Here is a 24,844-nt window from a genome sequence, read left to right on the forward strand (position 1 = left end):
CGGGCGGGGGCTCCGTCGTCACCGGCGGCGGTTGCGTCGGCGCGGTCGTGGCGCCGCCGCCGGTGCCCGTGCCCGTGTCACCCGTGCCGCCGCCGGAACCGCTCGAGTCGGACTCCGCCACCGCGCGCGCCTGATCCGCGATGAGGGCGGCCAGCGCGCTGCGCCAGGCATCCCATGGGGCGAAGGACATCGCTCCGAACGGATCCGATGCGGCGACCGCCGCCGCCGTCTCCGTGGCGGCGGTTCGGAAGGGCTCGGCCGCGTCGGGGTTGTCGGCGACCGCGGTCGCGGCATATCCGGGCACCGACTGCCGGAACGTCGTGATGGCACCGCGGAATCCGGCGGTCGCGGCCGTCAGCGACGCCTCGCGCGACGCGACCTCGCGCTCGAGCTGATCGAGCTGGACGTTCGTCGCGGACTTCCCCGCAGACTTGGGCACCTTCACCGCGGCGAGCGCCGCCGTGTACGCCTGGCGCGCGGCCTCGGCGGCGAGCCGGGCCGATTCGTCGCTGGATCCCGCCATCGCCGCGAGCGGCGAGGCGAAGGACTCTGCGCTCGTCTGCGCGGCCTTCACAGCACTCTCGAGGGAGTCGACGGCTGCGTTGACCTTGGAGATCCGCGCCGGATCCACGCTCGAGGTCGGGGTCGCGGAGACCGCGACCGGCACGGGTGCGCCGGGCGTCGCAAGCGCCCAGCCGACGCCCAGCGCGGTGACGACCAGGCCTGCCGCCATCGCGATGGCCTGAGGGCGCCCCAGGCCGTATCGCGGCGCGGCGTGCTGCGGCTCCGGCCGGGCCGGCACGGGCGCAGGGAACGAGTGCGTGTAGGGATGAGCCTCGGTCGCGGCATCGTCGAAGAGGTGGCCCTCGGCGGTGTCGATCAGCGCCGTCGGGGCCTGCAGATGCAGGTCGAGGTCATCGTCGGGGTCCCGGTGCTCGCCGGGCGCGGGCATGACGGGCGCGTCGGCGTCCGTCCCCGGCCCCTGGGGATCCGTGGTCTCGGGTTCCTCAGATGCGGGCGAGCCCTTCTCGGTGCGCGCGACATCGCCCGGTCCCGCGAAGAGGGCGCTGAAATCCTCCAGCGGCGCCGCCGAGACGTCCTCCTCATGGTGATCGAACAGCGACGCGAGATCGAAGGCGTGCTGGTCGTCGGGCTGCGGGCCGTCGCCGTGCGCAGCCCCTTCGGTGCCGGCCCTGTCCCGGGGCACGTCATCGTCGGGCATTCGTCCCGCCCTTCCCAGGTCGACGCGGTACTCGACTTTATCGGGAAACCACGACCTGCCTCGCCATGGCGTTCGCGGAGTCGCGCACAGCACCTCGCGGTGTCGCCCCGCGTGCCCTGAAACGCCCCGGCGCCGCGCCCCGCATCCGCGAGCTTCGGCGTGCGCGACGGCGCTACGGCCTGCCCATCCCGACGTAGGTCCAGCCCGCCGCGCGCCACGCCTGCGGATCCAGGCAGTTGCGCCCGTCGACGATGATCCTGCCCCGGGCCAGCGTGGACGCATGCTCGGGAGAGAGCTCGCGGCGGTACAGGTCCCATTCCGTGACGAGCACCACCGCATCCGCGCCCTTGAGGGCCTTGTCCCGATCCGCGACGTACTTCAGCTGCGGGTGCACGGCGGCGGCATTGCCGAGGGCCTCCGGATCCGTCACCCGTACCTTCGCGCCCATGCCGCGCAGCCGGATCGCGACCTCGAGCGCCGGCGAGTCCCGCACGTCGTCGCTGTGCGGCTTGAACGCAGCTCCGAGCATGGTGATCCTCTTCCCGACGACGCTCCCGCCGAACGCCTCGAGCACGAGGCGCACCGCGTGCTCCCTGCGGCGCAGGTTGATCGCGTCGACCTCGCGGAGGAATCCGACCGATGCCCCACGCCCGAGCTCCTCCGCGCGCGCGGCGAACGCGCGGATGTCCTTGGGCAGGCATCCCCCGCCGAAGCCGATCCCGGCGCCGAGGAAGCGTCGTCCGATCCGGTCGTCGTACCCGATCGCGTCGGCGAGCCGGGTGACGTCGGCCCCCGCCGCCTCGGCGATCTCCGCCATCGCATTGATGAACGAGATCTTCGTGGCGAGGAACGCGTTCGCGGCGCCCTTGACGAGCTCGGCCGTGGCCAGATCGGTCACCAGGAACGGACTGCCCTCCGCGATCGCGTCGGCGTACGCCTCGCGCAGCACCTCGACCGCGCGCCGACCCGAGTCGTCCGCCGCCGCCCCGACCACGAGGCGGTCGGGGTGCAGCGTATCCCGCACGGCCCAGCCCTCGCGCAGGAACTCCGGGTTCCAGACCAGGGTCGCCCCGGCGCCCTCCACGCGTTCGGTGAGGCCCGCAGCGGTCCCCACGGGCACGGTGGACTTGCCCGCGACCACGTCTCCCGGCCGCAGCTGCGGCAGCAGCGCATCGAGGGCCCCGTGCACGAAGCGCAGGTCGGCGGCGGATCCGTCGGACTGCTGCGGGGTGCCCACGGCCAGGAAGTGCAGGACGGATCCGGCCGCGTCGGCGATGTCGGCGCTGAAGGTCAGCCGCCCGCTGGCGACCCCCGCGGCCAGCAGCTCGTCCAGACCGGGTTCGAAGAACGGTGCCTTCCCCGCCGCGAGCGCCGCGATCCGGTCGGGATTCGTGTCGATCCCCGTCACCTCGTGGCCGATCGACGCCATCGCCGCCGCGTGGACCGCTCCGAGGTACCCGCAGCCGATCACAGACATCCGCATGAGGACACCACACCGCGCGAGTCTCACCACCACACGACCGGCAGGCGTCGCGTCGGCGACGACCGGGTGAACGCTTGGGGCGGGCGGTCTACCGGGGCGTCGCGGTCACCAGGATGGGCAGGTGGTCCGACTCCCCCTGCGGCAGCGTGCGCACCGACTCGACCACGAATCCGGAGGCCGCCGCGAAGTCGTAGAACCCGCGGAAGACGCGGTATCGCGTGTACGTATGCTGGTCGCTCATCACGAGCTCGTAGCCGACGTCGCGCATGTGCTCGCTGAGCCGCTCCTTGAACACCGGATAGTTGAAGTCGCCGACGATGAGCTGCGGCAGGCCCCACCCGAGCTCGGACAGCTCGGAGAGCGCCGCCCGGATCTGGTCGCGCCGCAGGGCGTTGCGCGCCGTGAGCGGCGCCGCGTGCAGCGACGCGACGAGGAAGTCGCGGCCGGCGTCGATGTCGCGGAGCCGCACGCCGAGCAGACGCTCGTGCGCGGGGCGCAGCACGTGGTCGTGCAGCGACTTCTTCACCGCGACCGCCGCCATGTCGACGAGACGGTACGTGCTCTCGCGGTAGTAGATGGCCAGTCCCAGCCGGTTGCGCTGCGTGGTGTGCGCCAGCACGAGACCTCCGGCCCGCTCCGGCAGCGACGCGGTGTCGCCCTCCTGCAGGCACAGCACGTCGGGGTCATGGGCGTCGACGAGGGCGTCGAGCTCATGCGCCGCACGATGCTTGCGCAGGTTGTAGGAGATGATCCGCACGCCCCCACCGTACCCGCGCGCTCTTGCGCGAGGCTGAGCGGCAGCCGGAGTTCATCGGATGTTGCAGATCCGGATCCGCGTCAGTCGTCGTGATCGCGGCGGTTGCGCGTCTGCTCGGCGCGGGCCGCCAGCAGCTCGTCCGCGGGATACCCCACCTCGGTGAGTGTGAGGCCGCGCGCGGCGAGCACCTTGAAGGCGCTGGTGCGGGTGAGGTCGTCCCGCAGCCGCGCCAGATCGGCGACCTCGAGGCGCCCCTCCCCCACGGCGGCGCAGGCTCCCACGAGCGCCCGCACCATGCTGTGGCAGAACGCGTCGGCCTTGACCTCGGCGACCAGCACGCCGGACGTATCCCGCGACCAGCGGTAGTCGAGCAGGGTGCGGATCGTGGTGCCCTCCTCGCGCGGCTTGCAGTACGCGGCGAAGTCGTGCAGTCCGATCAGCGTCTGCGCGGCGGCGTCCATGGCGCCCTCGTCGAGGACCGCGCGGACGGTGGTGGTGTCGTGGCGCAGCAGGGGGTCGTATCCGGCCCGCGCGTCGGCCAGCCGATACCGGTACCGGCGCCAGACGGCGGAGAAGCGGGCGTCGAACCCCTCCGGTGCGAGCGACGTCCGCGACACGGTGGCATCGGGATACTGCCCGAGCACGCCGCGGATCCGCGAAGCCAGCGACGCCGCCGGATCGAGCGCGGCCCGGCCGTTGCGCGTCGCCACACGCGCCCACTGCTGCGCGTCGAGGTCGACGTGCGCGACCTGCCCGGTGGCGTGCACGCCCGCGTCGGTGCGCCCGGCGACGACGAGGCGCGGACCGGATGCCTGCGGATCCCCCGCGGCGGACTCCGCCGACGGACCGACGATCCGGGCGAGCGCCGCCTCGATGGTCCCCTGCACGGTCCGCAGCCCTGGCTGCTTCGCCCAGCCCCGGAAATGGGTGCCGTCGTAGGCGATGTCGAGACGGATGCGCACGGATCAAGGGTACCGACCGCGCTTCTCGGCCCCGCACCGGGCCCGCACCGGCGGGCTGCGCGCTCGGCATCGCCCCCGCCTCGGAGTAGGGTTTCCCACAATCCGTCCCGGCGTCGGGCCGATCCGGAATCACTCTGGGACTCAGTCTCTATTTGTGCGACACTGAATCCCAAGTGACCGGCGCCGGCACCCGAGCCGGCGGCGCAGCGGCATCGAGACGGACCGAGATCGAAGGAGATCCCATGGTCAGCAGCACGTTCCCCGACGTCGAGATCCCCGTGGTCCCGATCCACGAGTACCTCTTCGGCGACATCTCCGAGCACGACCTCGACCGCGTCGCCCTGGTCGACGGGATGTCGGGCGCGGAGACCACCTACCGTCAGCTGATCGGCCAGATCGATCTCTTCGCAGGAGCGCTCGCCGCCCGCGGCATCGGCGTGGGCGACGCCGTGGGCCTGCTCTGCCCGAACGTCCCCGCGTTCGCGACCGTTTTCCACGGGATCCTGCGCGCCGGCGCCACGGCCACCACCATCAACGCGCTGTACACCGCCGATGAGATCGCCAACCAGCTGCGCGACGCCTCGGCGTTCTGGCTCATCACGGTCAGCCCGCTCCTCCCCCAGGCGCAAGCCGCCGCGGAACAGCTCGGCCTGCCCGCCGACCAGCTGATCGTGCTCGACGGCGCCGAGGGGCACCCGTCGCTGCGGGATCTGCTCTCCGAGGGACACCATGCGCCCGCCGTGACCTTCGACCCCGCCACGCACGTCGCGGTGCTCCCGTACTCATCCGGCACCACCGGCCGGCCCAAGGGCGTCATGCTCACGCATCGCAACCTCGTCGCCAACGTCGCACAGAGCACGATCTCGATCGACCTGAACGATGACGACCGGATCCTCGCCGTCCTGCCGTTCTTCCACATCTACGGCATGACGGTGCTGCTCAACCTGGCCGTGCGCCTGCGCGCGACCCTCGTCACGATGCCGAAGTTCGACCTCGTCGAGTTCCTGCGCATCATCGCGGAGCAGCGCACCAGCTGGCTGTTCATCGCGCCTCCCATCGCCGTCGCCCTCGCCAAGCACCCGCTGGTCGCTCAATACGACATGAGCTCGGTGAAGGTCGTCTTCTCCGGCGCCGCGCCCCTGGACGGAGCACTCGCCCACGCCGTCGCCGGCCGGCTCGACTGCCTCGTGCGGCAGGGCTACGGCATGACCGAGACCAGCCCGGTGACGCACACGATCCCGGTCGAGCGCGAGGACATCGACCTCTCCTCGGTGGGTCTGCTCATTCCCAACACGGAGGCGCGACTGCTCGCGGAGGACGGATCCGACGTGGTGATCCCCGCCGACGGCGCGAGCGAGCCCGGAGAGCTGCTGATCCGCGGCCCGCAGGTCATGAAGGGCTACCTGAACCGTCCCGACGCGACCGCCGACATGCTCGACGCCGACGGCTGGCTGCACACGGGCGACGTCGCCACCGCCACGGCCGGCGGCGTGTTCCGCATCGTCGACCGCCTCAAGGAGCTCATCAAGTACAAGGGCTACCAGGTTGCCCCGGCCGTCCTCGAGGCCGTGCTCCTGGAGCACCCGGCCATCGCCGACGCCGCCGTGATCGGCGCGCCGGACGAGGACGGCCAGGAGGTGCCGAAGGCCTTCGTGGTGCTGCAGCCCGGATCGGAGCTCGACGCCGCGGGCGTCCAGGCGCACGTCGCCGCGCACGTCGCACCGCACGAGAAGGTGCGGATGGTCGAGTTCATCGACGCGATTCCGAAGTCGGCCTCGGGCAAGATCCTCCGCAAGGATCTCCGGGCGCGGACGAGCTGACCGGCCCGTCGCCCGCACATCTCCCTGTCCGCTCAGGCCGAAGCGTCGTCGACGTCGTCCTTCGGCGTGTGCCGGAACACGACGTAGTGGTACAGCAGGAAACGCACCACGACGATCACCGCGATGCTGCCCAGGTTGACGACGTTCACCAGCGCCGGTCCGGGGGCGTGACCGGTGATGCCCTCGACGACCTCTGCGCCCAACCAGACGATCCCGGCACCGAGCAGGGTGCACACGAGGTTGACCACGAGGAACAGCACGATCTCGGCGGCGCGCCCGCGGCGGTTCCGATCGCGGAACGCCCACTCCCTGTTGCCGAAGTAGGCGTTGATCAGCGCGACGAGACTGGCCCCGATCTTGCCGAAGACGAGATCCCAGCCGAAGACGTAGACGAAGAGGTTGAAGGCGCCGACCTCGATGAGGGTGCTGATGCCGCCGACGATCAGGAAGCGGGTGCCGACTCCCGCCAGACGGCGCAACCGGGAGCGGCGATCCATAGCGCTACTAGAATACCCGGGAGGACGACGCAGCCTGGACGTCTCCCCGTCTCCGAGACCTGAGGTTCGAGTGCAGTACGCCCACCTGGCCGTCGTGATGCCGGCCTACAACGAGGCCGAGGGCATCGCCGGCTTCATCGATGAGATCCGCGCCTCCGTCGGCCCGCTCGCCGAGCGCGTGACCTTCGTGATCGCGGACGACCGCTCGACCGACGGCACCGCGGCCGCACTCGCCGGCATCGCCGACGTGGACGTGCAGACGCAGCCGGTGAACCGCGGACACGGTCCCACTGCCCTCGCCGCCTACCGCGGGGGCCTCGCCCTCTCCCCCGACGCGATCGTGCACGTCGACGGCGACGGCCAGTTCCTCGGCGCCGAGATCGCGGCCGCCGTGCGCGCTCTCGCCGCCTCCGGTGCCGACGTGGTGCACGGCGTGCGCCACTCCCGCACCGACGCCTGGTACCGGCGGGTGCTGACCGCGTGCGTGCGCCTGCTCATCGCGACGTTCGTGGGCAGGGGCGTGCCCGACGTGAACACGCCCCTGCGCGTGTACCGCCCCGAGGCGCTGCGCCTCCTGGTGAATGCGGTGCCCTCCGACGCCCTCGTGCCGCACGTGCACTTCTCCCTCGCCGAGGTGCGCGCGAGGCTTGACGTCCGCTACCTGCGGGTGCGGAGCATCCCCCGGCGCGGCTCCTCGAGCACCGGCACGATGTGGGGCCGTGTCGCGCGACCCTCGCTGCCCCCGAGCAAACTGGTCCGCTTCGCGATGGACGCGCTGCGCGAGGCGTGGACGTGGTCCCTCCGTCCGGGCGCCCCGTTGCGGGCGCTGTCGCTCGAACGACCGGATCCGGTGCGCGCAGACGAGGGAACCGCATCCGCATGATCCGTCGCCTCACCGGAACCGGATTCTGGATCCTGCTCGCGCTGCTCGTCGTCGCGAATGCGATCGTGATGTGGCACAGCCTGACCGTGCTGCGGTTCTGGGAGGACGAGGCGTTCAACCTCACAGTGCCCCGCAATCTGCTCGCCGGGCTCGGCTACACCAGCGACGGCACCCTGTCCGGCTCCACCCTCACGCCCTTCGATCCCCGGATCTCGACCGGTCCCGTGGTGCTGATCCCGGTGGCCGGGATCCTCGCGCTCGGGGCGGATCCGGTGATCGGCGCCCGACTGGTCCCGCTCGCCTACTGGGTGCTCCTGGTCGTCGGCTGCGCGGTGATCGGGCGCCGCATCTCCGGGCGCTTCGGCGCACTGGTCGCCGCCGCCCTGCCTCTCGCGTTCAACACCGCCGAGAGCGTCTCCCCGATCCAGGGTCCCGCCGATCTGCTGGGCGAGACCGCTGCCGCCGCTCTCCTCGTATGGGCGCTGATCGTGCTCCCGCGCCGTGCATGGCTCGCGGGCCTGCTGCTCGGGCTCGCCATGCAGGCGAAGCTGATCGCGCTCTTGGCGCTCCCGGCGTTCGCCGTGGCGTTGTTCCTGTTGACGCCGGCGGCGCCGTTCCGGCGGCGCTTCACGGCGACCCTCCGCCGCTCGCTGCTTCCGCTCGCTCTGGCGGCCGCGCCGACGGTGCTGATGGAGCTCATCGCCCTCGTCTCCCTCGGCATCGGCGGGTACGCACGGCACGTGCGGGCGATGGGCGGCTTCCTGCTGAGCGGAGGCCAGCACACCGAGCCGACGACCGCGACGCAGAAGCTGGGCACGCTCGCCGGATCGTGGTTCGTCCCCTGGTGGCTGACCGTCGCCGCGATCCTCCTGGCGGCAGCCGTCGTGATCGTGGCCGCCGTGCCGGTGCGGCACCGTCGCTCCGACACGAACCCCGGCTCCGCCCCGCGCTGGTGGGACCGCGACCCGCAGCTCCTCGCGTGGGGTTTCGGATCCGCCGTGGGTCTGCTCGCCTTCGTCGCGTGGTGGGCGCAGGCCTCGCACCTGCCACTGTGGGTGCGGCACCCCGCGGTGGGCGTCTTCGCCTTCGCCCCGGTCCTCGCCGCCGTCGCCGTGCGCGCGGCGGTCGCGCTGTGGCGGCGTCGCGGCCCCTCGAACTCGCAGGCGCCCGTACGGATCCTGTCCGTCGCGGCCCTCGCCCTGCTCGGCGGCGTCGTGGCGACAGGAGGCGTCAGCGACGCCGGCCGGGCACTGCGTGCGCCGGCCGCCGAGACGCTCGCCCAGCAGCGCGCCGCGGTCGCGCCCCTGGCCGCCTGGGTACGCGACAACGACGTGGAGTGGCTGGCCGCGGAACCCTGGGGCGGGCCCGTGTCCTCCGTGGTGCTGACCGGCGCGCACGTCGGCCTTTACGACGCGCCCGCGATGAGCCGCACGATGACCCTCGCGTACGGATCCTGCCGCACCGGATCCCCCCTGACCGCGGCCGGCGGCATGGTGATCTGCCCAGCGCCCTGACGCCCTCTTCGGGTCTGACCCTCTGGACCCTCGCCGCTGACGCCGCGGGGTCCTCCTGCTCGCTGGTCGCAGCGTGCGGCTTTCGGCACCGCAAGCCCGCAAAGGGCGACCACCGAGCAGGCGGAACGGTCCCCTGCGGCAACGACGAAGCCCGCCGTCCCACAAGGGGACGACGGGCTTCGAACGAGCGGACGGCCTTACTCGGCCTTCTCCTCCGCGGCGGCGTCAGCGGCGGTCTCGTCGGCGACGGGAGCCTCCTCGACGACCTCGGCCTCGGCGGCAGGGGTCTCGACGACCTCCTCCACGACCTCCTCGGCGGGGGCGGCCTTCTCCGCCTTGGCGGGCTTCGCGGCGGCCTTCTTCACCTTCGGGGCGACGGGCTCGAGCACGAGCTCGATCACGGCCATGGGCGCGTTGTCGCCCTTGCGGTTGCCGACCTTGGTGATGCGGGTGTAGCCGCCCTCACGCTCGGCGACCAGCGGCGCGATCTCGGCGAACAGCACGTGCGTCGCCTCCTTGTTGCGCAGCACGGACAGCACGCGACGACGCGCGTGCAGGTCGCCGCGCTTGCCGAAGGTGACGAGGCGCTCGGCCAGCGGACGCAGGCGCTTGGCCTTGGTCTCGGTGGTCTTGATCGACTTGTGCACGAACAGCTGGGCAGCCAGGTTCGCAAGCAGCAGACGCTCGTGTGCGGGGCCGCCTCCGAGGCGGGGACCCTTGGTGGGCTTGGGCATTGTTCTCTAGCTCCTGGATCGGAAAGGTTCGGGTCAGCTGGCCTCTGCCAGCCGGCAGAACGGGTGGGTCAGAAGGACTCGTCTTCGGAGCCGCCGTAGAAGTGGGCGCCGTCGAAACCGGGCACCGAGTCCTTCAGCGACAGGCCGAGCGAGACGAGCTTGTCGCGCACCTCGTCCACCGACTTCTGTCCGAAATTGCGGATGTTCATGAGCTGCGTCTCCGACAGGGCGACGAGCTCGGACACCGTGTTGATGCCTTCGCGCTTGAGGCAGTTGTACGAGCGGACGGACAGATCGAGGTCCTCGATCGGCATCGACAGCTCGTTCGAGAGGACGGCCTCGACCGGCGCGGGGCCGATCTCGATGCCCTCGGCCTCGACGTTCAGCTCGCGGGCGAGACCGAACAGCTCGGTCAGCGTGCGACCGGCCGAAGCGACGGCGTCGCGCGGGATGATCGAGTTCTTGGTCTCGACGTCCAGCACGAGCTTGTCGAAGTCGGTACGCTCGCCGGCGCGGGTGGCGTCGACGCGGTAGCTGACCTTCAGCACGGGCGAGTAGATCGAGTCGATCGGGATCTGGCCCGCCTCGGCGTACTCGCTGCGGTTCTGCGCCGCCGACACGTAGCCGCGGCCACGCTCGATGGTGAGCTCGAGCTCGAACTTGGCGGTGTCGTTGAGGGTCGCGATGACCAGCTCGGGGTTGTGCACCTCGACGCCGGCCGGAGCGGAGATGTCCGCCGCGGTGACCTCGCCGGCGCCCGTCTTGCGCAGGTAGGCGGTGATGGGCTCGTCGCGCTCAGAGGAGACGACCAGCTGCTTGATGTTGAGGATGATCTCGGTGACATCCTCCTTCACACCGGGAATGGTGCTGAACTCGTGGAGGACGCCGTCGATGCGGACGCTCGTGACGGCCGCGCCGGGGATCGACGAGAGCAGGCTGCGACGCAGCGCGTTGCCGATCGTGTAACCGAAACCGGGCTCGAGCGGCTCGATGACGAACCGGCTGCGGTTCTCGGAGATCTTTTCCTCGGTGAGAGTGGGACGCTGTGCGATGAGCACTGTGTGTTCCTTTCGATCACGTGCCCGCTATATGACACGTGTGGGTGAGGTCTTGAGTTGTGGAAGAACGCGGGTGAGGATCCGGCCGCTGCCCTTCGATCGGCTCAGGGACCGATGGAAGTGAGGACCGGATCCACACGCCTGTCCTCGGGCCCTTCGACAAGCTCAGGGACCGAGGACAGAGAGCGTCAGACGCGGCGGCGCTTCGGCGGGCGGCAACCGTTGTGCGCCTGCGGCGTCACATCCTGGATCGAGCCCACCTCGAGGCCGGCGGCCTGCAGCGAGCGGATCGCGGTCTCGCGGCCGGAGCCCGGACCCTTCACGAAGACGTCGACCTTCTTGACGCCGTGCTCCTGCGCCTGGCGGGCAGCGGACTCCGCGGCCATGCCGGCGGCGTACGGCGTCGACTTGCGCGAGCCCTTGAAGCCCACGCCACCGGACGAGGCCCAGCTGATGACAGCGCCGGACGGGTCGGTGATCGAGACGATGGTGTTGTTGAACGTCGACTTGATGTGGGCCTGGCCCAGCGCGATGTTCTTCTTCTCCTTGCGGCGCGGCTTGCGCGCGGCGGCCTTGGGTGCAGCCATGAAAGTGTTCTCCTATTCCCTGGCCGCTTAGCGGGCCTTCTTCTTGCCGGCGACGGTGCGCTTCGGGCCCTTGCGGGTACGCGCGTTGGTCTTGGTGCGCTGACCGCGGACCGGCAGGCCACGGCGGTGACGAAGGCCCTCGTAGGAGCCGATCTCGACCTTGCGGCGGATGTCGGCGGCGACCTCGCGGCGGAGGTCACCCTCCACCTTGTAGGTGCCTTCGATGTAGTCGCGGAGCGCGACGAGCTGGTCGTCGGAGAGGTCCTTGACGCGGATCGACTCGTCGATCTCGGTGGCCTTGAGGATCTCGACCGAACGGGTACGGCCGATGCCGTAAATGTACGTGAGGGCGATCACCACGCGCTTGTCGCGCGGGATGTCGACGCCGGCAAGACGTGCCATGCGGTAACTCCTGGAGTGTTGTGGAGGTGTGGAGCAGGATCGGTGCCCGGGCCTCCGCCCGAGGTGTCAGCTTCTCGCGGCCGCTGAGCCTGTCGAAGCGTCTGATCCTGCCTGTCAGATGTTGAGTTGTGAGATCGCGAGAGACCGGGCCGGGGCCCGAAGGCTCAGCCCTGGCGCTGCTTGTGGCGCGGGTTGCTCTTGCAGATCACCATGACGCGGCCGTGGCGGCGAATCACCTTGCAGTGGTCGCAGATCGGCTTGACGCTGGGGTTGACCTTCATGTTGCTTCCTTATCGCTGTCTTCACCGGGCAGGCGCGGACGCCTGGGGTGTTACTTCTCGACCGGCCTAGCGGTAGCGGTAGACGATGCGACCGCGCGTGAGGTCGTAGGGCGAGAGCTCCACGACGACGCGATCCTCGGGGATGATGCGGATGTAGTTCTGCCGCATCTTTCCGGAGATCGTTGCAAGGACCTTGTGTCCGTTGGAGAGCTCAACGCGGAACATCGCGTTGGGCAGCGCCTCGGACACGACGCCCTCGATCTCGATGACACCGTCTTTCTTAGCCATAGCCTCGCTGACGCTTGTGCAGACCGGTCGATCTGCGGTGGTTGGGTGGTGTGGTGCCTGCGGATCCGGACACGCCGGACCAAGGCGCAAAGCACCAAAGATCTATGGTAGTCCGGATCCGCCGATCCGCAAAATACGGCGGGATTACTTCTGGTCGACGATCTTCTGCAGCTTGGCGACGTCCGCCTGCTTGCTCGTGTCGAGACGCTCGCCATTGATCTCGATCGTCGGCGTGCCCTTGATCTTGTGGGCGGAGGCCTGCGCGGTCGGGAACTTGAAGAACGTGTTCGCCTTGATCGTGGCCTCCGCCTTGTCGGCGCCGACCTGCTTCGCGTAGTCGATCAGCTGCTGGTCGGTGAGGCCTGGGGTGTTCTCGGTCGGCTGGTTCTCGAACAGGATGTTCAGGTAGTCGAGGAACTTGTCCGGGTTCTCCTGCGCGACCGCGTAGGCGGCGGACGCGGCGCGCGACGAGTAGTTGGTGCCCTGCGAGTAGCGGTCGAGGATCGCGATCGGGTGGTACTCGAGCGTGATCTTGTCCTCCTTCGCGAGCGCCTGCAGCTGCGAGCCGTACTGAGTCTCGAAGCTCTTGCAGATCGGGCACTGGAAGTCGACGTACAGGGCGACCTTGTCCTTGCCGCTGCCCGTGGTCACCGCTCCGGTCTCGGAGTTGACGATCGAGCTCTTGGGCGCGGGACCGGCGTCCGTGGCCTTGTTGTTCAGCCAGACGACGACGCCGACCAGTGCGATGAGCACGGCGACGACGGCAGCGGTGATTCCGATGGCGAACCCGTTGGTCCTGCCCTTGGCAGCGGCCATGTGTGTGTCTCCTTGTCCAGACCCGTCCGGCGGATCCGCTCAGCTATGTCTTCCCATTGTGCCGCGAGAAGCCTTTGAGGTCCGTGGGAGACGGATCCGCGGCTCAGGCGAGAGGCGCGGGAGTGATGCCGAAGGGCGCGAGGCCCGCCGCTCCCCCGTCGGCCGCCGTGAGCACCCAGATGCCGCCGTCGTGCAGAGCGACGCTGTGCTCCCAGTGCGATCCGTCGGATCCGTCCGTCGTGGTGACGGTCCAGTCGTCGTCCTCGACGTAGGTCTTGTCCGATCCCGCGGTGACCATGGGCTCGATCGCGAGCACGAGACCCGGGCGCACCTCGGCGCCGCGGTCGGGCGTGCGGTAGTTGAACAGGCTCGGCGCCTCGTGCATCTTGCGGCCGATGCCGTGGCCGACGTACTCGCGCAGGATCCCGTAGGGCTTGCCGGAGACGACGGAGGGCCCCGCGGCGAGGATGTGGTCCTCGATCGCCGCACTGATGTCGCCGAGATGCGAGGCCGACGCCATGGCGGCGATTCCCGCCCACATCGACCCCTCGGTCACCTCCGACAGCGTCCGCCGTGCGTCCTCGACCTGAGTGTCGGTCGAGCCCGGCACGATGACCGTGATCGCGCTGTCGCCGTTCCACCCGTGGTACTGCGCGCCGCAGTCGATCGAGACGATGTCACCGGGCTCCAGCACGCGGGATCCGGGGATCCCGTGCACGACCTGGTCGTTGACCGAGATGCAGGTGGTGTGCCGGTAGCCCCGCACGAGCTTGAAGTTCGACTCCGCTCCGCGGTCGGCGATCACGCGGTCGGCGATCGCGTCGAGCTCGCCGGTCGTGATGCCGGGACGCACGGCCTCGCGCACGGCGGCGAGGGCTGCGGCCGTGATGAGCCCGGGCTCGACCATCGCCTCGAGCTGGGCGCGGCTCTTGTAGATGGAGCGGCGGAACGCCACGTCAGACCGCAGCCGTGCGCACGAGACCGCGCAGCGCCAGCGCCGCGAAGATGCGCTCAGTGATCTCGTCGAGGCTGCCGACGCCGTCGATCGTGTCGACGATGCCGCGCGCTCCGTAGGCGTCGAGGATCGGGGCTGTCTGCGCCTCATAGATGTCGAGGCGGTGCGCGATGGCCTCGGGGGTGTCGTCGGTGCGACCCTGCTCCGTGGCGCGCAGCGTGAGGCGGGCGATGCTCTCCTCGCGCGGCACGTCGAGCAGGATCACCGCGTCGAGGGCGGCGCCCTGCTCCCCCAGGAAGCCATCCAGGTCCGAGACCTGCGCCGCGTTGCGCGGGTAGCCGTCCAGCAGGAAGCCCGAGGCGGCGTCCGGCTGCGACAGGCGGTCGCGCACGAGCGCCCCGGTCAGCTCGTCCGACACCAGGTCGCCGGCGTCGAGGATGGCCGTGACCTGCTTGCCGAGGGGCGTGCCCTCCTTGATGTTGGCGCGGAAGATGTCACCGGTCGAGACGACGGGGATGTCGTAGGCCGCGGCGATCCGCACTCCCTGCGTGCCCTTGCCGGAGCCCTGCGGGCCCACGATCAGCAGGCGTGCGGTGGAGGTTGCGGATGCCGTCATCGTAGGAGCCCTTCGTAGTGTCGCTGCTGCAGCTGCGCGTCGATCTGCTTGACCGTCTCCAGGCCGACGCCGACGATGATCAGGATCGAGGCGCCGCCGAACGGGAAGTTCTGATTCGCGCCGACCGTGGCCAGGGCGATCAGCGGGATGAGCGCGATCAGACCGAGGTAGAGCGATCCGGGAAGTGTGATGCGCGTGAGCACGTAGTCGAGGTACTCGGCCGTCGGGCGACCCGCACGGATGCCCGGGATGAAGCCGCCGTACTTCTTCATGTTGTCGGCGACCTCGGTCGGGTTGAAGGTGATCGCGACGTAGAAGTACGTGAAGCCGATGATCAGCAGGAAGTACACGACCATGTAGAGCGGGTGATCGCCCTTGACGAAGTACGTCATGATCCAGGTCGCCCATGCCGGCGGCGTCTTGCCGTTCTGCGGGATGTTGAACTGCGCGATCAGCATCGGGATGTACAGCAGCGACGAGGCGAAGATGACCGGGATCACGCCCGCCATGTTCACCTTGATCGGGATGTAGGTGTTGGTTCCGCCGTAGGTGCGGCGGCCGACCATCCGCTTGGCATACTGCACCGGGATCCTGCGCTGGGACTGCTCGATGAAGACGACGAGCGTCATCACGAGGATTCCGATGAGGAGCACGAGAAGGAAGACCTCGAAGCCCTTCGTCTGCCAGATCGCCCACATGGCACCGGGGAAGGTCGCGGCGATCGAGGTGAAGATGAGCAGCGACATACCGTTGCCGATGCCCTTCTCGGTGACGAGCTCGGCGAACCACATGATCAGGCCCGTGCCGGCCGTCAGCGTCACGATGAGCAGCAGCTGCGCCCACCACACGTCGTTGGTCAGCAGCTGGTTGCAGGCGGCCACGCCGGTCTGCCCGAACAGCTGGCCCGTGCGGGCGACGGTGACGAGGGTCGTGGACTGCAGCAGCGCGAGGGCGATCGTCACGTAGCGCGTGTACTGCGTGAGCTTGGCCTGGCCGGCCTGGCCCTCCTTGTGCAGCGCCTCGAAGTGCGGGATGACCACGCGCAGCAGCTGCGTGATGATCGACGCCGTGATGTACGGCATGACGCCGAGCGCGAAGATGGAGAGCTTCAGCAGCGCGCCGCCGGAGAAGAGGTTGACGAGCCCGAGCAGGCCCTCGGTGCCGCTGTTCTGAGCGAGGCACTCGGAGACGTTCGGGAAGCTCACGAACGGAGCGGGCACGGTGGATCCGAGGCGGTAGATCGCGATGATCGCGATCGTGAAGCCGATCTTGCGACGAAGATCCGGCGTGCGGAAGATCCGCGCGATGGCGCTGAACAAAAGCTTGCCTTCCTGAAAAGGGATGACGCCCGACGAGGGACAGTCAATTACCCAGGGTAACGCAAGAGGGGCCGGAGAAATCTCCGGCCCCTCTCGACGCGTGTTACTTGACGGATCCGCCGGCGGCGACGATCTTCTGCTCCGCGGAGCTCGAGACCTTGTCGACCGACACGGTCAGCGCCACGGCGATGTCGCCGTTGCCCAGGACCTTGACCTTCTCGTTCTTGCGGACCGCGCCCTTGGCCACGAGGTCGGCGACGGTGACGTCCCCGCCCTTCGGGTAGAGCTCGGCGAGCTTCTCCAGGTTCACGACCTGGTACTCCACGCGGAACGGGTTCTTGAAGCCGCGCAGCTTCGGGGTGCGCATGTGCAGCGGCATCTGCCCACCCTCGAAACCGACGCGAACGGTGTTGCGGGCCTTGGTGCCCTTGGTGCCGCGACCAGCGGTCTTGCCCTTGGAGCCCTCACCGCGACCCACGCGGGTCTTGGCGGTGTTGGCGCCGGGGACCGGACGCAGGTGGTGCACCTTCAGGACGCCGGGACGGGAGACCGTGGTCTCCTCGGCCTTCTTGGCGGCCGGCTTCTTGGCGGCGGTCTTGGTGGCCGCTTCCTTCTTCTCAGCCATTAGTCGATCTCCTCAACCTTGACGAGGTGAGCGACCGCGCGGACGTAGCCGCGGGTCTGGGCATCGTCGGGACGGACGACCGAGTCGCCGATCCGCTTGAGGCCGAGCGAACGCAGCGTGTCGCGCTGGTTCTGCTTCTCGCTCACCTTGGACTTGACCTGCGTGACCTTGAGGCGCGCAGCCATCAGGCACCTGCCTTCTGCGCAGCGATGGCGTCAGCCTCTGCGCGGACGAGACGCGCCGGGGCGACCTGGTCGAACTCGAGGCCACGACGCGCGGCGACCGCACGGGGCTCCTCGAGCTGCTTCAGGGCCTCCACCGTCGCGTGCACGATGTTGATCGTGTTCGACGAGCCGAGCGACTTCGACAGCACGTCGTGGATACCGGCGCACTCGAGCACGGCGCGGACGGGACCACCGGCGATAACACCGGTACCGGCCGCAGCCGGACGCAGCAGCACGACGCCGGCAGCGGCCTCGCCCTGCACCGGGTGCGGGATGGTGCTCGCGGAGCGCGGCACGCGGAAGAAGTTGCGCTTGGCCTCCTCGACACCCTTCGAGATGGCGAGGGGGACCTCGCGGGCCTTGCCGTAGCCGACGCCCACGAGACCGTTGCCGTCACCCACCACGACGAGCGCGGTGAAGCTGAAGCGACGGCCGCCCTTGACGACCTTCGACACGCGGTTGATGGTCACCACGCGCTCGAGGAACTGGTTGTCCCCACGGTCGCGGGAGTTGCGGTCACGACCGCCCTGGCCGCGGTCGCGGCCACCACGGCCGCCGCGGCGCTCGTCGCGCTGCGGAGCCTCGGAACCGGCCGCGTTCTCAGCGGCAGGAGCCGTCTCGGTCACTTCGTTCTCCTTGATGTCACTCACAGTGCCAGCCCCCCTTCACGGGCGCCATCGGCGATGGCCGCGACGCGACCGGCGTACCGGTTGCCACCACGGTCGAACACGGCCTCCGAGACACCGGCGGCCTTCGCGCGCTCGGCGACGAGCTCGCCGACCTTGCGGGCCTTGGCGGTCTTGTCACCGTCGAACGCACGCAGGTCGGTCTCGAGGGTGGAGGCGCTGGCCACGGTGTGGCCCTTGCTGTCGTCGACCAGCTGCACGAAGACGTGGCGGGCCGAACGGGTGACGACCAGGCGCGGACGCGCCTCGGTGCCCTGGATCTTCTTGCGAAGGCGGGCGTGACGACGCGAGCGGGCGTCGGACTTCGTCTTGATAGCCATGGTTACTTACCACTCTTTCCGGCCTTGCGACGCACGACCTCGCCGGCGTAACGCACACCCTTGCCCTTGTACGGCTCGGGCTTGCGGATCTTGCGGATGTTCGCAGCCGCCTCGCCGACGGCCTGCTTGCTGATGCCGCTGACGGTGAGCTTGTTGGTGCCCTCGACCGTCAGGGTGATACCGGCGGGCGGGTCGATCAGGACCGGGTGCGAGAAGCCGAGGGCGAACTCGACCGAGCTGCCCTTCTGCTGCACGCGGTAACCGGTGCCGACGACCTCGAGGCCCTTGGAGTAGCCCTGGGTCACGCCGATGATGTCATTGCTGATGAGGGTGCGGGTCAGACCGTGCAGCGAACGCGAAGCGCGCTCGTCGTCCGGACGGGTGACGAGAACCTGGTTCTCCTCGACCGACACCTCGATGGGGGAGGCCACGGTGAGCGAGAGCTCGCCCTTCGGCCCCTTCACCGTCACCGCACGACCGTCGACCGAAACGGTCACGCCCGCGGGGATCTCGATGGGAAGTCGTCCAATACGCGACATTTCAGATCACCACACGTAGGCGAGAACTTCTCCGCCCACGCCCTTCTGCTCTGCCTGGCGGTCCGTGAGGAGCCCCGAGGAGGTGGACAGGATCGCGACGCCGAGGCCGCCGAGGACCTTGGGCAGCTCGGTCGACTTCGCGTAGACGCGGAGACCGGGCTTGGACACCCGCTTGATGCCGGCGATCGACCGCTCGCGGTTCGGGCCGTACTTCAGCGCGATCGTGAGGTTCTTGCCGACACGGGCGTCGGAGACCTCCCAACCGGCGATGTAGCCCTCCTGCTGGAGGATCTCGGCGATGTGGGTCTTCAGCTTGCTCGACGGCAGGGTCACGGAGTCGTGGTGCGCCGAGTTCGCGTTGCGCAGACGGGTCAGCAGATCTGCGACCGGGTCTGTCATCGTCATAGTTGTCTTCTTTCGTTCATGAGGTTCCGGCTGCCGTTACACGGCAGACGGCCTGCGATGAGCACGCAATTTTCAATTGTACGTCACCGCGGACTGCCGCGCAGACAGCGGAACGATCGTTGAGCGAGGCGGCGGAGCCGCGGAGCCGAAACGGTCTGAAGACCGGATCCCGAGGAAACCCCCGGGACCCGGTCTTCAGAACATGACTTACGCCTGGGCGTCGTTCGACTTGAACGGGAAACCGAGGTGGCGCAGGAGCGCGCGGCCCTCGTCGTCGTTCTTCGCCGTGGTGACGACCGTGATGTCGAAGCCGCGGACGCGGTCGATCTTGTCCTGATCGATCTCGTGGAACACGCTCTGCTCCGTGAGACCGAAGGTGTAGTTGCCGTTGCCGTCGAACTGCTTGTCCGAGAGACCGCGGAAGTCGCGGATACGGGGCAGTGCGAGGTTCACGAGGCGGTCCACGAACTCCCAGGCGCGGTCACCGCGGAGGGTGACGTGTGCGCCGATGGGCTGACCCTCGCGCAGCTTGAACTGCGCGATGGACTTGCGGGCCTTCGTGACGATCGGCTTCTGGCCGGTGATCTTGGTGAGGTCGTCGACCGCACCATCGATCACCTTGGAGTCGCGAGCCGCCTCACCGACACCGGTGTTGACGACGACCTTGACCAGGCCGGGGATCTGCATGACGTTCTCGTAGCCGAACTCGTCCTGCAGAGCCTTCTTGATCTCGTTGTTGTACTTCGCCTTCAGGCGGGGCTGCACCTTGACAGCGCCCGCGGCGTCAGCAGCCGCCATCAGAGGTCCTTACCGCTCTTCTTCGCGTAGCGCACGCGGACCGTGCGCTTCACGCCGTCCTTGACCTGCTCCTCGACGCGGTGACCGACCTTGGTCGGCTTCTTCGTCTCGGGGTCGACCAGGGCGACGTTCGAGATGTGGATGGGGGCCTCGATGGTCTCGATGCCGCCCGTCTTGGTGCCGCGCTGCGTCTGACCGACGCGGGTGTGCTTGGTGGCGTAGTTCACGCCCTCCACGATCACGCGGTTCTGCTCGACGAGGACCTCGAGGACCTTGCCCTGCTTGCCGCGGTCGCCGCCCTTTTCCTGCTTGCGGCCGGAGATGACCTGGACCAGGTCACCCTTCTTGATGTTCGCCATGAGTTACAGCACCTCCGGGGCGAGCGAGACGATCTTCATGAACTTCTTGTCACGGAGCTCACGGCCGACCGGACCGAAGATGCGGGTGCCGCGGGGCTCCCCGTCGTTCTTCAGGATCACGGCGGCGTTCTCGTCGAACTTGATGTACGAGCCGTCGGGACGGCGGGTCTGCTTGACGGTGCGGACGATGACGGCCTTGACGACGTCACCCTTCTTCACGTTCCCACCGGGGATCGCGTCCTTCACCGTGGCGACGATGATGTCGCCCAGGCCCGCGTAGCGGCGGCTGGAGCCGCCGAGCACGCGGATGGTGAGCAGCTCCTTGGCGCCGGTGTTGTCGGCGACCTTGAGTCGGGACTCGGTCTGGATCACTTTGCCTTCTCCAGGATCTCCACCAGACGCCAGCGCTTGGTGGCGCTCAGCGGGCGGGTCTCGTTGATGAGAACGAGGTCGCCGATGCCGGCGGTGTTGTTCTCGTCGTGCGCCTTGACCTTCGTCGTACGACGGATGACCTTGCCGTACAGCGGGTGCTTCACGCGGTCCTCGACCTCGACGACGATGGTCTTGTCCATCTTGTCGCTGACGACGTAGCCGCGGCGCGACTTGCGGTAGCCACGGGCGTCGGCGTCGCGCACGTCGTGCGAGACGACCTCGGCCTCGGCGGCAGCAGCCTTCTTCTCAGCCATTACTCGGCCTCCTCCTTCGGCGCTTCAGCCTCGTCGGCCTTCTTCGCCTTTGCCTTGGACGCCTTCTTGGCCGGAGCCTCGACCGGAGCCGGCGTCGCACGGATGCCGAGCTCACGCTCACGGATCACGGTGTAGAGGCGCGCGATGTCGCGCTTCACAGCGCGAATGCGGCCGTGGCTCTCCAGCTGGCCGGTGGCCGACTGGAAACGGAGGTTGAACAGCTCCTCCTTGGCCTTGCGCAGCTCCTCGACGAGGCGCTGGTCTTCGAACGTGTCGAGCTCGGTCACACCGAGCTCCTTGGTGCCGATCGCCATTACGCGTCGCCCTCCTCGCGCTTGATGATGCGTGCCTTGAGCGGCAGCTTGTGGATTGCCCGCTGCAGTGCCTCACGGGCGAGCTGCTCGTTGACACCGGCGACCTCGAAGAGGACGCGGCCGGGCTTGACGTTGGCGACCCACCACTCGGGCGAACCCTTACCGGAACCCATGCGGGTCTCGGCGGGCTTCTTCGTGAGCGGACGGTCGGGGTAGATGTTGATCCACACCTTTCCACCACGCTTGATGTGACGGGTCATCGCGATACGAGCGGACTCGATCTGACGGTTGGTCACGTAAGCGGGGGTAAGGGCCTGGATGCCGAACTCGCCGAAGGAGACCTTCGTGCCGCCGGTGGCCGCACCATCACGCTTGGGGTGATGCTGCTTGCGGTACTTGACCTTACGAGGGATAAGCATCAGGCAGACGCTCCTTCTGCGACGGGAGCCTCGTTGCGCGGGCCACGGCGACGGTCGCCACGGTCGTCACGACGGGACTTCGGTGCGTTGGCCTGCTCGCGAGCAAGCTCCTTGTTGGTGAGGTCGCCCTTGTAGATCCAGACCTTCACGCCGATGCGGCCGAAGGTGGTCTTGGCCTCGTAGAAGCCGTAGTCGATGTTCGCGCGCAGCGTGTGCAGCGGCACACGACCCTCGCGGTAGAACTCCGACCGGCTCATCTCCGCGCCGCCGAGGCGGCCCGAGACCTGGATCCGGATACCCTTGGCGCCGGCGCGCTGGGCACCCTGGAGGCCCTTGCGCATGGCGCGACGGAAGGCCACGCGAGCAGAGAGCTGCTCGGCGATGCCCTGGGCGACGAGCTGAGCGTCGGCCTCGGGGTTCTTCACCTCGAGGATGTTCAGCTGGATCTGCTTGCCCGTGAGCTTCTCGAGGTCGCCACGGATGCGCTCCGCCTCGGCGCCGCGGCGGCCGATGACGATGCCCGGACGAGCGGTGTGGATGTCCACACGCACGCGGTCGCGGGTGCGCTCGATCTCGATGTTGCTCACGCCGGCGCGGTCGAGCTGCGTCTGGAGGAGCTTGCGGATCTTGATGTCCTCGGCGACGTAGTCGGCGTAGCGCTGACCCGGCTTGGTCGAGTCAGAGAACCACCGGGACACGTGGTCCGTGGTGATGCCGAGGCGGAAGCCGTACGGGTTTACCTTCTGTCCCATTACTTGCTCGCCTTCTTCTCGTTGGCCGGTCCCTGAGACTCTCGAAGGGCAGGGGTGGCCAGCACGACCGTGATGTGGCTCGTGCGCTTCTTGATCTGGAACGCGCGGCCCTGGGCGCGGGGCTGGAAACGCTTGAGCGTCGTCCCCTCGTCCACGAAGGCGTTCTTGACGTACAGGTCCTGCTCATCGAGGAACTCGCCGTCGCGATCGGCCTTCACCTGAGCGTTGGCGATGGCGGAGTGCACGAGCTTGTAGATCGGCTCGGAGGCGCTCTGCTGCGCGAACTTCAGGATGGCGAGGGCTTCCTGCGCCTGCTTGCCCTTGATGAGGGCGACGACACGACGAGCCTTCTGCGGGGTCACGCGGATGTGCTTCACGCGTGCGATGGATTCGACCATTAGCGGCGCCGCCCCTTCTTGTCGTCCTTCTCGTGGCCGCGGAAGGTGCGGGTGGGCGCGAACTCGCCCAGCTTGTGACCGACCATGGTCTCGGACACGAACACGGGGATGTGCTTGCGTCCGTCGTGCACGGCGATGGTGTGTCCCAGCATGGCGGGGATGATCATCGACCGACGCGACCAGGTCTTGATGACGTTCTTCGTGCCGGCTTCGTTCTGACCGATCACCTTGCGAAGCAGGTGCTCGTCGACGAAGGGGCCCTTCTTAAGACTGCGAGGCATCTTCTCTTACTCCTACTTGCGCTTCTTGCCAGCGTTACGGCGACGCACGATGTACTTGTCGCTTTCCTTGTTGGCGTGACGGGTGCGACCCTCAGCCTGGCCCCAGGGGGTGACGGGGTGACGACCACCGGACGTCTTGCCCTCACCACCACCGTGCGGGTGGTCGACCGGGTTCATCGCGACACCGCGGACGGTCGGGCGAACGCCCTTCCAGCGCTTGCGGCCGGCCTTACCCCAGTTGATGTTGGACTGCTCGGCGTTGCCGACCTCGCCGATCGTCGCACGGCAGCGCGCGTCAACGTTGCGGATCTCGCCCGAGGGCATGCGCAGCTGCGCGTAGGGGCCGTCCTTCGCGACCAGGCGCACGGAGACGCCGGCCGAGCGGGCGATCTTCGCGCCGCCGCCGGGGCGGAGCTCGATCGCGTGGATGACGGTACCCGTCGGGATGTTCTTCAGCGGCAGGTTGTTGCCCGGCTTGATGTCCGCGGCAGCACCCGACTCGATGACGTCGCCCTGCTTCAGCTTGTTCGGCGCGAGGATGTAGCGCTTCTCGCCGTCGAAGTAGTGCAGCAGCGCGATGCGCGCGGTGCGGTTGGGGTCGTACTCGATGTGAGCGACCTTGGCGTTGACGCCGTCCTTGTCATTGCGACGGAAGTCGATGACGCGGTACTGGCGCTTGTGGCCACCACCGATGTGACGGGTCGTGATGCGGCCCTGGTTGTTGCGGCCACCGGTCTTGCTGAGCGGGCGCAGCAGCGACTTCTCCGGCGTCGATCGGGTGATCTCGGCGAAGTCGGCCACCGACGAGCCGCGGCGACCCGGGGTCGTGGGCTTGTACTTGCGAATAGCCATGTTCTGTCCTTATCCCCCGGTCAGTTCACTGCCGTGAAGATGTCGATGGTGCCCGACTTCAGGGCGACGATGGCGCGCTTGGTGTCCTTGCGCTTGCCGGTGCCGAAGCGGGTGCGACGAGCCTTGCCGACGCGGTTGATCGTGTTGACGCTCGCGACCTTGACGTCGAAGATCTTCTCGATGGCGAGCTTGATCTCGGTCTTGGAGGCACGGGGGTCCACCAGGAAGGTGTACTTGCCCTCGTCGATCAGGCCGTAGCTCTTCTCGGAGACGACCGGCTTCAGGATGATGTCGCGCGGGTCCTTGTTGGCAGCCGCGGCGAGGATGTTGTCGCTCATGCGGAGACCTCCTCGGTTGCGCCGGACTTCAGCGCGACGAACGCGTCGAAGGCCGCCTTGGTGAAGACGATGTCGTCGGAGTTGACCACGTCGTAGGCGTTGAGCTGGTCGAAGTACAGCACGTGCACGTCGGCCAGATTGCGGACGCTCAGGGCGTTGGTGTCGTCGCCGCGGTCGATGACCACGAGGACCTTCTTGCCCGGGAGCGCCTTCAGATAGGCGGCAGCCGTCTTGGTGGACGGCTTGCCCTCGATGCCGAAGGACTCGACGACGTGCAGGCGCTCACCGCGGAAGCGGTCGCTCAGCGCACCGGTGAGGGCGGCGGCGATCATCTTCTTGGGGGTGCGCTGCGAGTAGTCGCGCGGCTTCGGGCCGTGGACGATGCCACCGCCGGTCATGTGCGGCGCGCGGATGGAGCCCTGGCGGGCGTTACCCGTGCCCTTCTGCTTGAAGGGCTTGCGACCGGCACCGGAGACCTCACCGCGACGCTTGGTCGAGTGGGTGCCCTGGCGTGCCGCGGCGAGCTGCGCGACGACGACCTGGTGGATCAGCGGAACGTTGGTCTTGGCGTCGAAGATCGCGGCGGGGGCGTCGACCGTACCGGTCTTCTTGCCGCCGGCGAACACGTCGAGCGTCAGAGTGGTGTCAGCCATG

At 68.7% G+C, this 24,844-nt stretch carries 35 protein-coding genes and 1 pseudogene; 3 read left to right on the forward strand and 33 right to left on the reverse strand.

Going from position 1 to position 24,844, the window contains the following annotated elements; genetic code table 11:
- The 4 genes and pseudogenes from RL72_RS05880 to truA all read right to left on the reverse strand — a co-directional run.
- Window positions 1-1,222: pseudogene (locus RL72_RS05880) on the reverse strand (hypothetical protein); the annotation flags it as partial.
- A 172-nt stretch (window positions 1,223-1,394) separates the two neighbouring features.
- The gene (locus RL72_RS05885) at window positions 1,395-2,705 is read right to left on the reverse strand and encodes a UDP-glucose dehydrogenase family protein (protein WP_045249896.1); all 1,311 of its coding nucleotides are present in this window, start codon (window positions 2,703-2,705) and stop codon (window positions 1,395-1,397) included.
- Between the two features lie 88 nt (window positions 2,706-2,793).
- Entirely contained in the window at window positions 2,794-3,462 is a 669-nt protein-coding gene (locus tag RL72_RS05890; RefSeq protein WP_045249897.1) for an endonuclease/exonuclease/phosphatase family protein, read from the reverse strand.
- Between the two features lie 80 nt (window positions 3,463-3,542).
- Window positions 3,543-4,424, reverse strand: coding sequence for a tRNA pseudouridine(38-40) synthase TruA (gene truA / locus RL72_RS05895; RefSeq protein WP_045249898.1), 882 nt, complete (start codon window positions 4,422-4,424; stop codon window positions 3,543-3,545).
- A gap of 242 nt (window positions 4,425-4,666) precedes the next feature.
- Here truA and RL72_RS05900 point away from each other — a divergent pair, with 242 nt between their 5' ends.
- Complete coding sequence (locus tag RL72_RS05900) at window positions 4,667-6,244, forward strand: AMP-binding protein (protein ID WP_045249899.1); 1,578 nt, start codon at window positions 4,667-4,669, stop codon at window positions 6,242-6,244.
- Between the two features lie 32 nt (window positions 6,245-6,276).
- On the opposite strand, the gene RL72_RS05905 is transcribed toward RL72_RS05900, so the two are convergent.
- Entirely contained in the window at window positions 6,277-6,741 is a 465-nt protein-coding gene (locus tag RL72_RS05905; RefSeq protein WP_045249900.1) for a GtrA family protein, read from the reverse strand.
- 70 nt (window positions 6,742-6,811) lie between these two features.
- Between RL72_RS05905 and RL72_RS05910 the strand changes: the two genes are divergently transcribed.
- Entirely contained in the window at window positions 6,812-7,624 is an 813-nt protein-coding gene (locus RL72_RS05910) for a glycosyltransferase family 2 protein (RefSeq protein WP_045249901.1), read from the forward strand.
- A complete protein-coding gene (locus RL72_RS05915; RefSeq protein WP_045249902.1) occupies window positions 7,621-9,138 on the forward strand; it encodes a hypothetical protein in 1,518 nt (505 codons plus the stop codon). The genes RL72_RS05910 and RL72_RS05915 overlap by 4 nt, the downstream gene beginning before the upstream one ends.
- A gap of 197 nt (window positions 9,139-9,335) precedes the next feature.
- On the opposite strand, the gene rplQ is transcribed toward RL72_RS05915, so the two are convergent.
- From rplQ to rplD, 28 genes are all read right to left on the reverse strand, one after another.
- The gene (gene rplQ, locus RL72_RS05920; protein WP_045249903.1) at window positions 9,336-9,872 is read right to left on the reverse strand and encodes a 50S ribosomal protein L17; all 537 of its coding nucleotides are present in this window, start codon (window positions 9,870-9,872) and stop codon (window positions 9,336-9,338) included.
- 68 nt (window positions 9,873-9,940) lie between these two features.
- Window positions 9,941-10,930, reverse strand: a complete 990-nt coding sequence (locus tag RL72_RS05925; RefSeq protein WP_045249904.1) for a DNA-directed RNA polymerase subunit alpha — start codon at window positions 10,928-10,930, stop codon at window positions 9,941-9,943.
- Window positions 10,931-11,118: 188 nt separating this feature from the next.
- Window positions 11,119-11,517 carry a 30S ribosomal protein S11 gene (gene rpsK / locus RL72_RS05930; protein WP_045249905.1) on the reverse strand — a complete coding sequence of 133 codons (399 nt, stop codon included), beginning with the start codon at window positions 11,515-11,517 and terminating at the stop codon, window positions 11,119-11,121.
- Window positions 11,518-11,544: 27 nt separating this feature from the next.
- A complete protein-coding gene (gene rpsM / locus RL72_RS05935) occupies window positions 11,545-11,919 on the reverse strand; it encodes a 30S ribosomal protein S13 (protein WP_045249906.1) in 375 nt (124 codons plus the stop codon).
- A gap of 164 nt (window positions 11,920-12,083) precedes the next feature.
- The gene (gene rpmJ, locus RL72_RS05940) at window positions 12,084-12,200 is read right to left on the reverse strand and encodes a 50S ribosomal protein L36 (RefSeq protein WP_005050492.1); all 117 of its coding nucleotides are present in this window, start codon (window positions 12,198-12,200) and stop codon (window positions 12,084-12,086) included.
- 66 nt (window positions 12,201-12,266) lie between these two features.
- On the reverse strand, window positions 12,267-12,488 hold the full coding sequence (gene infA / locus RL72_RS05945; protein WP_018171468.1) for a translation initiation factor IF-1: 222 nt from the start codon (window positions 12,486-12,488) through the stop codon (window positions 12,267-12,269).
- Between the two features lie 144 nt (window positions 12,489-12,632).
- On the reverse strand, window positions 12,633-13,304 hold the full coding sequence (locus RL72_RS05950; protein WP_045249907.1) for a DsbA family protein: 672 nt from the start codon (window positions 13,302-13,304) through the stop codon (window positions 12,633-12,635).
- 103 nt (window positions 13,305-13,407) lie between these two features.
- Complete coding sequence (map, locus tag RL72_RS05955; RefSeq protein WP_082072165.1) at window positions 13,408-14,259, reverse strand: type I methionyl aminopeptidase; 852 nt, start codon at window positions 14,257-14,259, stop codon at window positions 13,408-13,410.
- 1 nt (window position 14,260) lies between these two features.
- Window positions 14,261-14,875 carry an adenylate kinase gene (locus RL72_RS05960; protein WP_045249908.1) on the reverse strand — a complete coding sequence of 205 codons (615 nt, stop codon included), beginning with the start codon at window positions 14,873-14,875 and terminating at the stop codon, window positions 14,261-14,263.
- The gene (secY, locus tag RL72_RS05965; protein WP_045249909.1) at window positions 14,872-16,194 is read right to left on the reverse strand and encodes a preprotein translocase subunit SecY; all 1,323 of its coding nucleotides are present in this window, start codon (window positions 16,192-16,194) and stop codon (window positions 14,872-14,874) included. The genes RL72_RS05960 and secY overlap by 4 nt, the downstream gene beginning before the upstream one ends.
- 103 nt (window positions 16,195-16,297) lie before the next feature.
- Window positions 16,298-16,819, reverse strand: a complete 522-nt coding sequence (gene rplO, locus RL72_RS05970) for a 50S ribosomal protein L15 (RefSeq protein ID WP_082072167.1) — start codon at window positions 16,817-16,819, stop codon at window positions 16,298-16,300.
- Window positions 16,819-17,004 carry a 50S ribosomal protein L30 gene (gene rpmD, locus RL72_RS05975; protein WP_045249910.1) on the reverse strand — a complete coding sequence of 62 codons (186 nt, stop codon included), beginning with the start codon at window positions 17,002-17,004 and terminating at the stop codon, window positions 16,819-16,821. Before rpmD ends, rplO begins: the two co-directional genes overlap by 1 nt.
- Window positions 17,004-17,693: a 30S ribosomal protein S5 gene (gene rpsE, locus RL72_RS05980; RefSeq protein WP_045249911.1), complete on the reverse strand. Its 690-nt coding sequence runs from the start codon at window positions 17,691-17,693 to the stop codon at window positions 17,004-17,006. The genes rpmD and rpsE overlap by 1 nt, the downstream gene beginning before the upstream one ends.
- Window positions 17,690-18,049, reverse strand: a complete 360-nt coding sequence (gene rplR / locus RL72_RS05985) for a 50S ribosomal protein L18 (RefSeq protein ID WP_045249912.1) — start codon at window positions 18,047-18,049, stop codon at window positions 17,690-17,692. The genes rpsE and rplR overlap by 4 nt, the downstream gene beginning before the upstream one ends.
- Before the next feature lie 2 nt (window positions 18,050-18,051).
- Window positions 18,052-18,588, reverse strand: a complete 537-nt coding sequence (gene rplF, locus RL72_RS05990; RefSeq protein ID WP_045249913.1) for a 50S ribosomal protein L6 — start codon at window positions 18,586-18,588, stop codon at window positions 18,052-18,054.
- A 6-nt stretch (window positions 18,589-18,594) separates the two neighbouring features.
- On the reverse strand, window positions 18,595-18,993 hold the full coding sequence (rpsH, locus tag RL72_RS05995) for a 30S ribosomal protein S8 (RefSeq protein ID WP_045249914.1): 399 nt from the start codon (window positions 18,991-18,993) through the stop codon (window positions 18,595-18,597).
- 207 nt (window positions 18,994-19,200) lie between these two features.
- On the reverse strand, window positions 19,201-19,791 hold the full coding sequence (gene rplE, locus RL72_RS06000) for a 50S ribosomal protein L5 (RefSeq protein ID WP_045249915.1): 591 nt from the start codon (window positions 19,789-19,791) through the stop codon (window positions 19,201-19,203).
- Window positions 19,791-20,150: a 50S ribosomal protein L24 gene (rplX, locus tag RL72_RS06005; RefSeq protein ID WP_045249916.1), complete on the reverse strand. Its 360-nt coding sequence runs from the start codon at window positions 20,148-20,150 to the stop codon at window positions 19,791-19,793. The genes rplE and rplX overlap by 1 nt, the downstream gene beginning before the upstream one ends.
- 3 nt (window positions 20,151-20,153) lie before the next feature.
- Entirely contained in the window at window positions 20,154-20,522 is a 369-nt protein-coding gene (gene rplN, locus RL72_RS06010; RefSeq protein WP_045249917.1) for a 50S ribosomal protein L14, read from the reverse strand.
- Window positions 20,519-20,836 (reverse strand): 30S ribosomal protein S17, encoded by a 318-nt coding sequence (gene rpsQ / locus RL72_RS06015; protein ID WP_052674221.1) that lies wholly within the window; start codon window positions 20,834-20,836, stop codon window positions 20,519-20,521. The genes rplN and rpsQ overlap by 4 nt, the downstream gene beginning before the upstream one ends.
- Window positions 20,836-21,150, reverse strand: coding sequence for a 50S ribosomal protein L29 (gene rpmC, locus RL72_RS06020; protein ID WP_045249918.1), 315 nt, complete (start codon window positions 21,148-21,150; stop codon window positions 20,836-20,838). The genes rpsQ and rpmC overlap by 1 nt, the downstream gene beginning before the upstream one ends.
- Window positions 21,150-21,569: a 50S ribosomal protein L16 gene (gene rplP / locus RL72_RS06025; protein WP_045249919.1), complete on the reverse strand. Its 420-nt coding sequence runs from the start codon at window positions 21,567-21,569 to the stop codon at window positions 21,150-21,152. Before rplP ends, rpmC begins: the two co-directional genes overlap by 1 nt.
- Entirely contained in the window at window positions 21,569-22,321 is a 753-nt protein-coding gene (rpsC, locus tag RL72_RS06030; protein WP_045249920.1) for a 30S ribosomal protein S3, read from the reverse strand. The genes rplP and rpsC overlap by 1 nt, the downstream gene beginning before the upstream one ends.
- Window positions 22,321-22,719, reverse strand: coding sequence for a 50S ribosomal protein L22 (rplV, locus tag RL72_RS06035; protein ID WP_045249921.1), 399 nt, complete (start codon window positions 22,717-22,719; stop codon window positions 22,321-22,323). Before rplV ends, rpsC begins: the two co-directional genes overlap by 1 nt.
- On the reverse strand, window positions 22,719-23,000 hold the full coding sequence (gene rpsS / locus RL72_RS06040) for a 30S ribosomal protein S19 (RefSeq protein ID WP_045249922.1): 282 nt from the start codon (window positions 22,998-23,000) through the stop codon (window positions 22,719-22,721). The genes rplV and rpsS overlap by 1 nt, the downstream gene beginning before the upstream one ends.
- A 12-nt stretch (window positions 23,001-23,012) precedes the next feature.
- Entirely contained in the window at window positions 23,013-23,852 is an 840-nt protein-coding gene (gene rplB, locus RL72_RS06045; protein ID WP_045249923.1) for a 50S ribosomal protein L2, read from the reverse strand.
- Window positions 23,853-23,872: 20 nt separating this feature from the next.
- Window positions 23,873-24,190 carry a 50S ribosomal protein L23 gene (rplW, locus tag RL72_RS06050; protein ID WP_045249924.1) on the reverse strand — a complete coding sequence of 106 codons (318 nt, stop codon included), beginning with the start codon at window positions 24,188-24,190 and terminating at the stop codon, window positions 23,873-23,875.
- Window positions 24,187-24,843, reverse strand: coding sequence for a 50S ribosomal protein L4 (rplD, locus tag RL72_RS06055; RefSeq protein WP_045249925.1), 657 nt, complete (start codon window positions 24,841-24,843; stop codon window positions 24,187-24,189). The genes rplW and rplD overlap by 4 nt, the downstream gene beginning before the upstream one ends.
- Between the last annotated feature and the right edge of the window lies 1 nt (window position 24,844).

The organism is Microbacterium azadirachtae, assembly GCF_000956545.1.
GTDB lineage: Bacteria > Actinomycetota > Actinomycetes > Actinomycetales > Microbacteriaceae > Microbacterium > Microbacterium azadirachtae.